This window comes from Methanogenium marinum, assembly GCF_028912405.1.
GTDB lineage: Archaea > Halobacteriota > Methanomicrobia > Methanomicrobiales > Methanomicrobiaceae > Methanogenium > Methanogenium marinum.
The window spans coordinates 1,672,080-1,684,884 of record NZ_JAKELO010000002.1 but is presented as its reverse complement, the minus strand read 5'-3'; the positions used below and the strand labels follow the sequence as shown (position 1 = coordinate 1,684,884).

Here is a 12,805-nt window from a genome sequence, read left to right as displayed (position 1 = left end):
CAGAAACATTAAAAGGTGAGTATAGCACCGGTGATCATGGTATCAACCTCAGGAGTGATCCCATGGGTGCCATTGAATGATTCAAAATTCTTCGGATCTTCTGCTGCATTAAAGAGAGACAGACCCTTTTGATATGGGATAACTGAATCTGACGGGGAGTGAAACAACCACACCGGGTCCGGGGAAATCCCTGCTACATATGCACCGGGGTCAACTGATCTGACAAAGGACAAAACATCCTGAGAAGCATCATCTCCAGCAGATATGCCAGATGTTGAAACACCAAAATATCCGGAATCACCGGAGTCAATGGATGCTGCAACCGCACCCGTCATTCCACCATTTGATGATCCTATGATATACACGGGGACACCGAACCGTTCGGTGAGCATCATCCTTGCTGCCATAATATCACCGATGGTCAGATACCACTGGGGGGTGGTACCAGAGGTGAACCGACGGAGATCCCCACTCAGACCATCAGTATGCCCGGTCGTCTCACCACCATTGCCTCGCAGATCAAGGACCACCATCGCAATACCTCTCTCTGCATAGGTGACAGCACGCTCCTGGTGTGCTGTAGCTGCGACTCCCGCGCCCGGCACCATCACAACCGCTGCCACCGGGTGGGCCGGAGCAGCAAGGATCGCATGGACATTGCCATAATTATCTGAGAAGATCAAACGGGAGAGCACCACACTTCCATTTTTTGGAGAAATCTCTGATGGAGACTCTTCATAAACAGATGTGATACCCACGATGGAAAGGGCTCCTGTATCATCAAGGGAATAAAGAGGCACTGTCTCTTTTGCGCCAGGGGAGGTACATCCCGCCCCCAGAACCACAGCAGTCACACAGAAAAGAAGGAGCACCGTCCATTTCATGACTTTGTCTGCCCGCGGAAATAATGATAGGCAAGGCAGATGGTCTTTGCATCGATAATGCGGCCGTCCAGAATCATCTCCTCCATCTCACGGAGGGAGACTTTGACCACTTCAATCTGTTCGTCCTCATCCATCCCATACGCGTCAGACGCAGAGAGATCACGGGCCTCAAAGAGGTAGATTACCTCATCTGTGTATCCTGGTGCCGGGTATATTTTCCCACGGGAAATGAGCGTATCTGCCGCCATTCCGGTCTCTTCAATCAGTTCGCGGAAGGCGGTTTCCTCAGGTGTTTCACCGGGGTCAATTGTACCCGCGGGAACTTCATAAATCCACTCACCAACAGCAAAGCGATACTGCCGTTCCAGATAACAGAAATCTCCTTCAATGGGCAACATTGCAACCGCATGCCCGGGATGGACAACCCGCCGTTCCTTCACCACACCAGACGGCAGGGTGACAGAGATGGTCTCCAGCGTGATCTTCTTTTTCCCGGGGATTGGTGTCCCGCTCATTCCCGCACCTCATACGGAATCGGGTCTTCCCTCCCTACCTCCCGGAATGCCGCCAGACGATAATGACAGGAATCACAGGTACCACAGGCAGGTGCACCGGACCGATAGCACGACCATGTATCTTCATACGGCACACCAAGGGCAAATCCCTGTTTCAGAATTTCCGTTTTGGACATATTCACAAACGGTGTCATGAGACGGATGTGCGTGGAGTCAGCAGTCCCCGTATCAATCACCTGCTGAAATGCCTCGACAAACTCCGGGCGGCAGTCCGGGTATCCGGCATAATCTGATGCCTGCACCCCGATGAAGATTGCCTCAGCCCCACGGGCTTCCGCAAGTGAAGTCGCAATCGCTATGAGATTTGCATTCCGGAATGGCACATAGGTATTCGGGATGCCACCCTCACTTCCGTCATGATCCCCTATAGTCAGTGAATCATCAGTCAGGCTGGACCCCCCGATACGACGGAGATAGTCCAGATTCACCGTAAAGAATTCTTCCGCATCCAGTGATGCGGCAATTTTTTGGGCACAATCGTACTCTGTGTCTTCGGTCGGCTGACCGTACCGGAGGTGCAGGGCGATGATACTATACCCCATGTCCCGTGCCACATAGGCAAGCGTGGATGAGTCCATCCCGCCCGAGAGAAGGCAGACTGCTTTCATATTATTTTACCCCGATTGATTTGTGCAGTTGCAGTTGGAATCGCGCTTCAATTCCCTCTTCCAGAATAAAATCTGCAATTTCCCGATAATTGCCCCCCCATACCGGGGAGATGAATACCGTGCCTGCAATATCATGAGATTCAATTACCTCCTGTGCATACAGGCAGTCGGTGCGGTCCATAACAACAAATTTCACAGAATCTTCGGGCCGGATATCAGCAAGCAGAGTAGCATCCGACTCCTCACCGGAAGACGGGCACTTGATATCCATACTCACCGTCGCGTATTCCTGCACGCCCCTGAAGTCGATAGTGCCATTTGTCTCGATTTCAATGCGGTATCCCGCATCACGGAGAACGGTGAGAAGTCCTTTTAAATCATTTTCCTGCAGGAGTGGCTCCCCGCCTGTGATAATTACATAACGAGGCATGCCTGCAGAAACAGCAGAGACTACCTCATTTATGCTCATCTCCGTTCCCTCATTATGAGACTCAGGCGTATCACACCAGGCGCAGTGGAGATTGCAGCCGGCACAGCGGACGAATGTAGCCGGAAGGCCCTGCCTGAGACCTTCACCAGATATCGAAGAGAATATCTCAATTACTTTCATATCACATCAAAAGTGAGCTGGGCATAGCAGGACGTCGACTCCCAGACACGGATCTTTGTCACGGAGGCGGGGATACCATCTGCAGTGCAGGATTCATCTATCATCCCTGCAATGATTCGCGCAAGGTTCTCAGAGGTCGGATCACCCTCTGTTGTAATGACCTCCTGAAAAGCGGAAAGACACGGAACCATCGGGTCTTTGCAGTTAAGGATAACCTCATGATCAAACCGGTTAACCACCTGTTTGATACAGTTATAGTCAACGAGAATTTGCGACTCTGCATCAACCTCTCCTGTAATCCAGACCTCAACACGCCACTGATGCCCGTGCAGGCGGTAGCACTTGCCGATATAATTGAGAAGGCGATGACTTGCCTCAAAATATGCTTCCTTGTATATTGTCATGCTCATAGCTATGAAACAGCATGGGTGAGGATAGTATATGATGGCTGTCGTAGAGGTCCATCATACATGGCAGACCATATGTCACCATACTGCGCCAGACCTATGTGACGCGCGCTCACATGCAAAAATAATTCACACCCACACGACAGTATTTATTAGTTGCCCTGTGTAAGTATATAGGCAGAAATCTGGTATGTCAGGTGACAGCGGCGGAGATGGATGGGAGATCAGCCGGATATCCCCTATAATGGAAAAAAACGGGAATCCGGGCAGGGATTGATTCTACCCATCTCAGTCACAATAGGATATCAATTTCGAAACCAGGCATGAAATTTCAGGCGTACCTGCGTTCATGCTGAAAACTGAGGTAACCAAATGGGAAATGGAAAATTTGCAGCGCGAAAATGCAAGCGCGTTGCCAAGGATAACAGGTGGCGCGACACCAACTATGCACGCCGCCAACTCGGTCTCGACATTAAGTCAGACCCTCTCGAAGGTGCACCACAGGGCCGGGGAATCGTTCTTGAGAAGGTCGGAGTGGAAGCAAAACAGCCGAACTCAGCTATCCGGAAATGTGTCCGTGTACAGCTGATCAAGAACGGCCGCCAGGTCACTGCATTTGCAGTCGGCGATGGCGCTATCAACTTCATTGATGAACACGACGAAGTCACCATCGAGGGCATCGGCGGCCGTCTCGGCCGTTCAAAGGGAGATATCCCTGGTGTCCGATACCAGGTCATTGAAGTGAACAATGTATGTCTCCGTGAAATGGTCATTGGAAAGAAGGAGAAGCCACGCAGGTGATCATCATGACAGAGGAAGAAATTAAGGCAGATGTTGCTGTCGAAGAACCAGTCCTGGATACACCAGTTGAAGAGAAACCGGTTATCCCCGGATACCTGCTCTTCAACAAGTGGGACATCTCAGAAGTCGAAATCAAAGATCCGGGTATGGTTCGCTACGTCAGTACCCAGTCCATGATTGTACCACACTCCTGTGGAAAGCTTGCAGGCACCCAGTTTGCAAAGAGCAATATGCTCATTGTCGAACGCCTGATTAACAAGCTCATGCAGACAGAGAAAAACACCGGCAAGAAGGAACTCACCACCCGCATCGTCAAGGATGCATTCGACATTGTCTTCAAGAAGACAAAGAAGAACCCGGTGCAGATTCTCCTTGACGCCCTTGCAAATGCAGGTCCCCGTGAGGAGACCGTCCGTCTGAAGTACGGTGGTATCAATGTCCCAAAGTCAGTTGATACCGCTCCCCAGCGTCGTGTTGACACAGCTCTGATGTTCATTGCACGTGGCGTAAGCCAGTCTTCCCACAAGAAGAAGAAACCGGCAGCAAACGTCCTTGCAGACGAACTCATTGCAGCAGCAAGCGGTGATGTCCGTTGTTACTCTGTTGGAAAGAAAGAAGAACGCGAACGTGTGGCAAAGTCTGCACGATAAACCCCAATATTCTTTTAGAGATTCACTATGACGCGTAGGCGAAAAATGGTCGAGCGGGTCACAACACTGATGAGCCAGCCGGAACAGATCCGGAACATCGGTATTGTCGCACACATTGACCACGGGAAAACCACTCTCTCTGACAATCTCCTTGCCGGAGCAGGGATGATCAGCGAAGAAATTGCCGGAAAGGCATGCTGGATGGACTCCGATGAGGAGGAACAGGCACGCGGTATCACCATCGATTCCTCAAACGTTTCGATGGTTCACGAATATGGGGGAAAAGAATACCTCATCAACATGATTGATACCCCGGGCCACGTTGACTTCGGCGGTGACGTTACCCGTGCAATGCGTGCGGTTGACGGTGCTGTAGTGCTTGTGGACGCAGTTGAGGGCACGATGCCCCAGACAGAGACTGTCCTGCGCCAGGCCCTGAAGGAAGGAGTCAGACCCGTTCTCTTTATCAACAAAGTAGATCGCCTGATTAACGAACTGCTTGTTGACGAAGTCGAGATGCAGATCCGCCTCGGAAAGGTCATTGACAAAGTGAACAGGCTCATCAAGGGCATGAACGAAGAGGCCTACAAGAGTGGCTGGAAACTCGATGCAGCAGAAGGAACTGTCGCATTCGGTTCAGCTCTCTACAACTGGGCAATCTCTATCCCGTACATGAAGACGAGCGGTGTCTCCTTCAAGGACGTATATGACTGCTGTAAGGCAGGGGACATGAAGACACTCGCCAAGTCAAGCCCTCTGTGTGAAGTTGTCCTTGATATGGTAGTAAACCATCTTCCAGACCCACTTGTTGCTCAGAAACGCCGTGTGCCAATCATCTGGCAGCACGGAGACCCGAGCACCACGGAAGGACAGGCAATGCTCCACTGTGACCCTAAGGGTCCTGCATGCCTGATGGTAACAGACATCTCCTTTGACCCGCACGCAGGCGAAGTCGCCACCGGGCGTCTCTTCTCCGGCACCCTGAAACGTGGAAACGAGTTGTATGTCATGGGTACTGCAAAGAACGTCAACCGCCTTACCCAGGTTGCTATCTTCATGGGTGCAGAGCGTATTGAGGTCGAATCACTGAATGCAGGGAATATTGTCGCTGTCACCGGCCTCAAAGATGGCATGGTCGGTTCCACCGTCTCAACTATGATGGAGATGCAGACCTTTGAGTCTCTCAAGCACTACTCAGAACCTGTCATGACCGTTGCTGTTGAAGCAAAGAACATGAAGGATCTCCCGAAGCTTGTGACCGTACTTCGTCAGGTCGGAAAGGAAGACCCGACCGTTCTCGTAAAGATCGACGAGGAGACCGGAGAACACCTGATCTCCGGTATGGGAGAACTACACCTTGAGATCATCACCCACCGTATCCACCGGGATAAGGGTGTTGAGATTGTGACCACCCCACCGATTGTGGTATACCGTGAGACGATCACCGGTAGCATAGGCCCGATCGAAGGAAAGTCACCAAACCGCCACAACCGGTTCTATCTCGAGTTCGAGCCTCTCTCAGAAGAAATCGTCAAGAAACTCAAAGACGGAGATATCATCATGGACGTCCCTGCGATGGAACGCCGTGACGCACTCCTCGAAGCAGGCTTTGACAAGGACGAGGCAAAGAACCTGACTGCAATCCAGGGCACCAACATGTTCTTCGACATGACCAAGGGTATTCAGAATCTGAATGAAACCATGGAACTTGTCCTTGAAGCATGGCGTGAAGCACTCGCAGGTGGTCCTCTTGCAAATGAGCAGGTTCAGAATACAAAGATCCGTCTTGTGGATGTAAAGCTCCACGAGGATGCCATTCACCGTGGCCCGGCACAGGTCATTCCTGCTGTCCGTGGCGCAGTGAAAGGCGGAATTCTGATGGCCGGCGTTTCACTTCTCGAACCTATGCAGATTCTCCAGATCACCGTCCCACAGGACCACATGGGTGCAGCAACAGCCCAGATCCAGGGACGTCGTGGTCAGGTATTTGACATGAAGTCCGAAGGTGACACAATCACTGTCATCGGAAAGGCACCGGTTGCAGAACTCTTTGGGTTCGCAGGCGATGTCAGATCCGCAACAGAAGGACGTGCTATGTGGTCTACAGAATTCGCTGGATTCGAGACTGTGCCAGCTGGCATGCTCAAAGACGTAGTAAAGGAAATCAGGAAGCGCAAAGGCCTCAAAGAGCAGATTCCTGAACCTGCAGACTACCTCTCATAATCTTTTTTTTCCTGAATTCACCCACAGAACAACAGGATCGTTCAGTTTTTCTACCCATATCGGATTGATTTTAGTATCTCCCCCGCAGACAGTATATGAGAGACACACTTCCATGAACTATCAGTTTGCACGCAGGCTTGACGCAGCCCCGGAATCATTCCTGGACCAACTCTTTGCGATATCACGCGATCCGAAAATCATCTCTTTTGCAGGCGGACTCCCGATGACCTCCCTCATTGACGTGGCGGGCATCCGCGATGCCGCAGCAGCCGTCTTTGCAGAAGAGGGAGAAACAGCCCTCCAGTATACGACCACCGATGGGTATCTCCCCCTGCGGGAATTTATCGCAGAACGGTATCGGTCCCGTCTGGGGCTTCCTGCCACTGCAGATGAGATACGCATCACAAACGGATCCCAGCAGTGCCTTGACCTGATAGCAAAATTATTCGTGGACCCCTGTACGGTGGTCGGGATGGAACGACCGGGGTATCTTGGAGCGATTGAGGCATTCAGTTACTACCAACCTCGTTTCAAAACGGTTCCGGTGACAGAAGAAGGCCCGGACATTGACGCCTTTCACACCCTTTGCCAAGAAGATAATCTTGCATTTTTCTACGGCATTCCAAACTTCCAGAATCCGTCCGGGATGTCATACACTGAAACCCGCCGGAAGGAATGTGCAGAATGCTGCCGGGAGACAAATACCATCTTCTACGAAGACGATGCCTTTGGCGAACTCGCTTTCGATGGTCGGCCACGCATCCCGGTTAAGGCTTTCGCACCTGAATGCGGGGTGATGAGCGGGTCGTTTTCAAAGACTGTCTCACCCGGTATGCGCATCGGCTGGATATATGCTCCGGCTCAGGTCATTGAAAAATTCGATGCTGTCCGTCAGGCAGCAGACCTTCACCCGAATGCACTCTCACAGGCAGTGATGTACCGATACCTTACCACCCATGACTATGAGGGACATCTCGAACGGGTGCGTCGGGTCTATCAGAAGAACTGCAACCAGATGTGTGACCTTTTGGATGACCTGCTCCCCGATGTCATCCACACCACTCCGGAAGGGGGAATGTTCATGCTTGCCACCATGCCGGAAGGGAAGGACTCAATGGCCCTCTTTCATGCGTGCCTGAAAGAGTGTGTAGCAGTGCTTCCCGGCGTTCCCTTTTATGCGGAAGGTGGCGGCTATGATACATTCCGCCTGAATTTTTCCACTGCAAACGAAACAGAGATAGAAGAGGGGATGGCGCGGCTGAAACGGGCATACTGCCTCTGTGGCAAAAAATAACTTTTTTCGTTTATTTGCGACAAAAAACGGATACTATAACGATCATTTTCTTATATCACTGCCAATATCTCTAAAGAAACCATGGCTACATGCTACAGTATTCAGGAATTGATGCGGATGATCTCTTCTGCTGCAGGTTCAATAGCAGATACCGTATCTGACAGGGAAGGACACCAATTTATGGATGCACTCCTTGGTGCATCCCGAGTCTATGTGACAGGCGCAGGACGGTCAGGACTCATTGCAAAAGCGTTTGGAATGCGGCTGATGCATCTTGGGATGGAGAGCTATGTCGTTGGTGAAACAATTACACCAGCGATGCAGAAAGGGGATCTGCTCGTTGCCTTCTCCGGGTCTGGTGAAACACATTCCATCACCGACATATGTAAGACAGCGAAAATGGTTGGCGGCACACTCGCCCTTGTCACATCACGCAGCGAATCTTCCATAGCAACGATAGCCGACCTCGCAGTTGTCCTCGACAGCCGTCAGTATGACGACGAAGGGCTCTCTTCTGACTTTGCCATCCGGCAGATAACAGGTTCACACCGGTCAGGTGCAGACTACAACCCAAAGGCACCTATAGGCTCTCTTTTCGAAACCGCAGCCATGATCTTCTCAGACGCGGTCATCCTCGAACTCATGGACCTGCGCCACACCGCAAAAGACGAAGTTGAAGACAATTACTCCAATATCCAATAAATTTTATTTGCCCCTTTTCCCGCAGCCGGGGTGCAAATCCGACAATTCTGGATGAAACTTAGGCACAGGAGGCATAATCGGGGCAAAACCCCATATTCTGCAACCCTGTGGCCCGGAAAAAGTATCCGCACATAAGCCCGGAGTGAACCATTCTTAGTCAGGACGACCAATACGTCCTCCAAAATTATCCACCAATAGCAGCCACTTAATAGTCCAGGATAATCGGTATTTATAGCAAATAAGAAACATTACAGCCATAATTTTCCGGCAGGAAATATGAACAAAAAATACGTCCATTCTGCCCCTAAATCCCCCAACGGAGGAAATCAAAAAGGGTGGATAAATGGTAAAAAAACAGGGATGAGTGAGAAAGGGGAGCACCATTTCAAATATTCAGCCAGTGATATTTCATTCAGCCGGTTGTTTTTCATATTTTCACACAGATTCTTTGCCCTGTTTTTGTGTGAATGTAGGGGAATACCTCATTTATGACCTATAACAGGTCATTTCCACGTGCATATTTTATTCATCTCTTCGTTTTCACTCTCCCCGGAATCAGAGAGACACAGACATGTCCCTGCAAAATAATCAGACATGCTGAATGTTCTCCCGGATGCATGTAAACGTCTCTTACTATCTGTACATATATCTATATAATATACTTATTTAGAAGAATAAAGACCAATACGGGCATTTCATGAAGTCTCTTTGTTTTCATTTTGTGGATGAAAACCGGGTGAAAGTGTGAAACGTTCTCCGGGCTTGAGAGAAAATAATTGTGCAGAGACTGCCCCGCCACGGGTGCCCCAGTGAAACCCGGAACAGGCAATACTCAGTCGGGACATGCAATACATCCTCTGAAAATATCCGCCAATAGCAACCGCTTCATTGTCCGTGATAATCGGTGTTTTTAGCAAATAGCGAGCATTAACACCATAATTTTTCGGCAGAAAATATGAACACAAAATACGTTCATTCTGCCCCCAAATCCCCAAATGCAGGGGACCAAAAAGGGTAGCAAAAGGGTGACAAAAAACAGGGACGAGTGAGAGGGGGGAGCCCCGTTTCCAATATTCAGACATTTGTTTTTGACAACAATGCCTGATATACCTGAGGAGAGAAGATACGTGAAACACCGCTGCCAAACGTCTCTTCCTCCCAGTCACAAATCTGCCTGCAGAGGTCAGTATCTGCAAAGTATACCGGTTTATAATGACGCCGCAGGAGACGTTCGAGATCACGACCCCTGATCTCTTCACCATCACGCAGGGAATACCGCAGATTGAGATCACGAAGCAGGATACATATCAGATCATGCCCCCGACAAATATGCCATGGGTATTCAAAATAATATCCACCCGATTCCCGTATTATTTGATCAAACACATCGATGAACTCCTGCCCCCGTTCTGCATTCTTCCCAAGAATCACCTTTTTCAGGGCTTCGATATCACATTCAAGTGTTTCAGCATTGACAAACCGGGAAAAAGTGTCACGTTTCTTGCAGTTGATGTGCTTAAACGAAATATTGAGACCAGCCTGGTTGTTCACAAAGACTGCAAGACCCAGGTACCGGGCCGCCCGTGTCAGTGCCACCCGCAGGTTTCCCTGACGTAGTGATCCATAGGCCTTCTGGGAAAATGTCTGTGGAAACGCATTATTCTCAATGATTTCTATGACCGTTTCAAGGGCACCGGACACAATGAGCATCGTCTCCAGATCATGAGTATCAGTCCGGAAGATATTTTTATATCCCTCTTTCAATGACCTATCAAAAAGGGAATAATCACTGTCAATTATACCAATGATACGACGTTCTGTCAGGGAACTACCATGCTCATGCCCCGCTGTATTGGGTAGTGTATTCCTGGAACAGATCCCTTCCACAATATCACAGACATTCTCCTTTGAGTTCGCAATCCGCAGAAAACATGCATCACTGTTAAAACATCGATCATACACATCAAGATCATAAGGACCTTCGGTGATCACAAAAACCTTTTCACCCATCCCGGGATAGGTCATCTCCATCATCTCAATCATGCCCTTGATTTCATCGGGATCAGCCCAGATATCTTCCAGACGATACCCGGCAAACCGACGATTTTTACCCTTCATCGGGATAGTTCCCTGATAAGTCAATAGTTTTGTCCCAGTGTGTATGAATTAGCTGCGGGGAATGGGTGGCGAGGATGAAATCCGAACCTGTTATTCCGATGATACCTAAAATGGTGTCTAAAAATTTTCGCTGCCAAACCACATGCAGAGAAATTTCAGGTTCATCAATGAGTACCAGTGTGCCGGGATCAGTCTTAAAAATAAGATCATAATACATGACCAGTTGATTCTGTTCGCCGGAGGAGAGGGATTCAGGTCGAACAGGATCACTCCCCATAAATTTCAGGAGGAAACCGCTCTCGATGTCAACCGTGAGATCAATATTCAAAAATAATTCGTTGATTATTTCCTCCAAAAGGTCAATCTTCTGTTTCAGCCCCCCAAATATCTGGTATTTTTCCCGGGAATCAGCAATATACAGATAGATTGCTGTCCTGACACCTCGGTCATCCGGAATTCTGCCGGGGGATATCATCACATCCCCTTCATCAAGCCGGGTATATGGAAGAAAACCGAGAGTTTCAAATGATTCCCGCTCTTTCTGCAGATGAATGAGATCTGTCTCTATCTCTGTTGCTGAAGGAGTAGAAACACCATCCAGGAGTGCCTGCAGGAAACGGGCGGGGTATGTGGCATCCAGTTCCTGAGCAATTGAAGCATAATCTGCGAGAAGTGCCTGAATCCGCCGGATTATGTCATCTGCATATGCAAGGATCGTGAGTTCATATGCCCTCTCATGGTTACGGTTATACGAGGCCAGAAGATCACCGGTTATGCCCATCTTATGATTCCGGTCATGCCAGAGGCGCTGGGCAGAGATATACTTCACCGGCACCGGCGGAATAATTCCCGCAAGTTCTGCGGATACCACATCACTGTCATATTCTCCATCTTCGAGCACAAAAGACCGTGTATCCTCATCTCCACCACGCTTATACGTAAACGATATATCAATTCTCAGAGGAAACTGTGAACGTTGATGTTTTTCAATCAGAAGAATATCACGAACATCCAGTTCAGTGGAGTCATCCCGAATAAATTCCAGTTCTGTGGATTCAAAGGGAAGTGTCCGGAGTTCATCTACATTGCCCACAAAGACAGCCCGGAGTATCCGGAGGATGGTCGTCTTCCCATATCCATTCGGTGCGGTGATTATTGAGAGGGAATCTTCCGGAAACAGAGATATGTCATGAGTCAGTTGCCCAAAGAGACCCCCAACCCGTATCCGGGAAAGATGAATGATATTGCTGCGCAGCGGACTCCCTCGTGTAAGGGAGTCAACAAGATGACCAAGCATCTCGCCCCCTGATGCAGCATGTTCAAGCGGCACCTCCACCCAACTTCCGGTAAAGGTCTGCCTGACCACATCAATGTACCCTCCATAATCCTCACGATTTCCAAGAAAAATGACTGAATCATACCCCAGAAGACCATCATAATCTGCATTTTCACGGATAGTATCAAACTCGAGGCTGTATTCCCCAAATTCATCATTACGATAATTACGTACCTCATCATCCGGGAGAAGATACCCAAAGTTTGGCGAGAGAATCGCCCAGTCCTTCGGGTAGTGTATCCGGGCATATTGAGCACACCGGCGCGCAAAACGACCAGTAAAGGCATCTCGCGCCCGTACCGCATCCGGTGGATTCCTGCCGGGAACATCCCAGACTTTCTCCTTACCTGCCGGAGTAACGAGGAGTGTCTTGAGTGACATAGGTACCCGGTATTCTACCCGAGATGATATTAGGTTGTGCCCAACAAAAAAACAGGCGAGGAAAATGAGGATAGTATGTACCATCTACCGTTTCATCTGAAAACGGCAAGGACGCTGGAATTACACCATACGCCAAATTACAACAGACCAATGATACCTCTGCCTGGAAAACCGTATCAATCTCCCGGAAATCCAGTCTTTTTTAGTTTCACATCA

12 protein-coding genes are annotated in these 12,805 nt (G+C 49.5%); 5 read left to right on the top strand and 7 right to left on the bottom strand.

Translation table 11 applies throughout. The features are described from left to right. Positions 1 to 8: 8 nt before the first annotated feature. From L0665_RS08435 to L0665_RS08415, 5 genes are read right to left on the bottom strand one after another with little or no spacing between them, the layout of a single operon-like run. Positions 9 to 884, bottom strand: coding sequence for an alpha/beta hydrolase (locus L0665_RS08435; protein ID WP_274925245.1), 876 nt, complete (start codon positions 882 to 884; stop codon positions 9 to 11). After that, complete coding sequence (locus L0665_RS08430; protein ID WP_274925244.1) at positions 881 to 1,399, bottom strand: NUDIX hydrolase; 519 nt, start codon at positions 1,397 to 1,399, stop codon at positions 881 to 883. The genes L0665_RS08435 and L0665_RS08430 overlap by 4 nt, the downstream gene beginning before the upstream one ends. After that, positions 1,396 to 2,067, bottom strand: a complete 672-nt coding sequence (gene queC, locus L0665_RS08425) for a 7-cyano-7-deazaguanine synthase QueC (protein WP_274925243.1) — start codon at positions 2,065 to 2,067, stop codon at positions 1,396 to 1,398. The genes L0665_RS08430 and queC overlap by 4 nt, the downstream gene beginning before the upstream one ends. Before the next feature lies 1 nt (position 2,068). After that, positions 2,069 to 2,677, bottom strand: a complete 609-nt coding sequence (locus L0665_RS08420) for a 7-carboxy-7-deazaguanine synthase QueE (protein ID WP_274925242.1) — start codon at positions 2,675 to 2,677, stop codon at positions 2,069 to 2,071. After that, a complete protein-coding gene (locus L0665_RS08415; RefSeq protein WP_274925241.1) occupies positions 2,674 to 3,087 on the bottom strand; it encodes a 6-pyruvoyl trahydropterin synthase family protein in 414 nt (137 codons plus the stop codon). Before L0665_RS08415 ends, L0665_RS08420 begins: the two co-directional genes overlap by 4 nt. Positions 3,088 to 3,456: 369 nt before the next feature. Between L0665_RS08415 and L0665_RS08410 the strand changes: the two genes are divergently transcribed. From L0665_RS08410 to hxlB, 5 genes are all read left to right on the top strand, one after another. Further along, complete coding sequence (locus L0665_RS08410) at positions 3,457 to 3,885, top strand: 30S ribosomal protein S12 (protein ID WP_274925240.1); 429 nt, start codon at positions 3,457 to 3,459, stop codon at positions 3,883 to 3,885. A 5-nt stretch (positions 3,886 to 3,890) separates the two neighbouring features. Further along, entirely contained in the window at positions 3,891 to 4,535 is a 645-nt protein-coding gene (locus L0665_RS08405; RefSeq protein ID WP_274925239.1) for a 30S ribosomal protein S7, read from the top strand. Between the two features lie 27 nt (positions 4,536 to 4,562). Next, positions 4,563 to 6,758: an elongation factor EF-2 gene (locus L0665_RS08400; RefSeq protein ID WP_274925238.1), complete on the top strand. Its 2,196-nt coding sequence runs from the start codon at positions 4,563 to 4,565 to the stop codon at positions 6,756 to 6,758. Between the two features lie 112 nt (positions 6,759 to 6,870). Continuing rightward, positions 6,871 to 8,052, top strand: a complete 1,182-nt coding sequence (locus tag L0665_RS08395) for an aminotransferase-like domain-containing protein (protein ID WP_274925237.1) — start codon at positions 6,871 to 6,873, stop codon at positions 8,050 to 8,052. Positions 8,053 to 8,133: 81 nt separating this feature from the next. Then, entirely contained in the window at positions 8,134 to 8,754 is a 621-nt protein-coding gene (gene hxlB / locus L0665_RS08390; protein ID WP_274925236.1) for a 6-phospho-3-hexuloisomerase, read from the top strand. Between the two features lie 1,074 nt (positions 8,755 to 9,828). On the opposite strand, the gene L0665_RS08385 is transcribed toward hxlB, so the two are convergent. Together L0665_RS08385 and L0665_RS08380 are read right to left on the bottom strand one after the other, a co-directional pair. Further along, entirely contained in the window at positions 9,829 to 10,872 is a 1,044-nt protein-coding gene (locus tag L0665_RS08385; protein ID WP_274925235.1) for a DUF4435 domain-containing protein, read from the bottom strand. Continuing rightward, positions 10,862 to 12,589, bottom strand: coding sequence for an AAA family ATPase (locus tag L0665_RS08380; RefSeq protein WP_274925234.1), 1,728 nt, complete (start codon positions 12,587 to 12,589; stop codon positions 10,862 to 10,864). Before L0665_RS08380 ends, L0665_RS08385 begins: the two co-directional genes overlap by 11 nt. Positions 12,590 to 12,805: the final 216 nt, after the last annotated feature.

Bases quoted from the DNA above. Each gene is read 5' to 3' on its own strand.
- hxlB (WP_274925236.1), top strand. From the start codon at position 8,134: ATGGCTACATGCTACAGTATTCAGGAATTGATGCGGATGATCTCTTCT.
- L0665_RS08395 (WP_274925237.1), top strand. From the start codon at position 6,871: ATGAACTATCAGTTTGCACGCAGGCTTGACGCAGCCCCGGAATCATTC.
- L0665_RS08410 (WP_274925240.1), top strand. From the start codon at position 3,457: ATGGGAAATGGAAAATTTGCAGCGCGAAAATGCAAGCGCGTTGCCAAG.
- queC (WP_274925243.1), bottom strand. From the start codon at position 2,067: ATGAAAGCAGTCTGCCTTCTCTCGGGCGGGATGGACTCATCCACGCTT.
- L0665_RS08435 (WP_274925245.1), bottom strand. From the start codon at position 884: ATGAAATGGACGGTGCTCCTTCTTTTCTGTGTGACTGCTGTGGTTCTG.
- L0665_RS08430 (WP_274925244.1), bottom strand. From the start codon at position 1,399: ATGAGCGGGACACCAATCCCCGGGAAAAAGAAGATCACGCTGGAGACC.
- L0665_RS08380 (WP_274925234.1), bottom strand. From the start codon at position 12,589: ATGTCACTCAAGACACTCCTCGTTACTCCGGCAGGTAAGGAGAAAGTC.
- L0665_RS08400 (WP_274925238.1), top strand. From the start codon at position 4,563: ATGACGCGTAGGCGAAAAATGGTCGAGCGGGTCACAACACTGATGAGC.
- L0665_RS08385 (WP_274925235.1), bottom strand. From the start codon at position 10,872: ATGAAGGGTAAAAATCGTCGGTTTGCCGGGTATCGTCTGGAAGATATC.
- L0665_RS08405 (WP_274925239.1), top strand. From the start codon at position 3,891: ATGACAGAGGAAGAAATTAAGGCAGATGTTGCTGTCGAAGAACCAGTC.
- L0665_RS08415 (WP_274925241.1), bottom strand. From the start codon at position 3,087: ATGAGCATGACAATATACAAGGAAGCATATTTTGAGGCAAGTCATCGC.
- L0665_RS08420 (WP_274925242.1), bottom strand. From the start codon at position 2,677: ATGAAAGTAATTGAGATATTCTCTTCGATATCTGGTGAAGGTCTCAGG.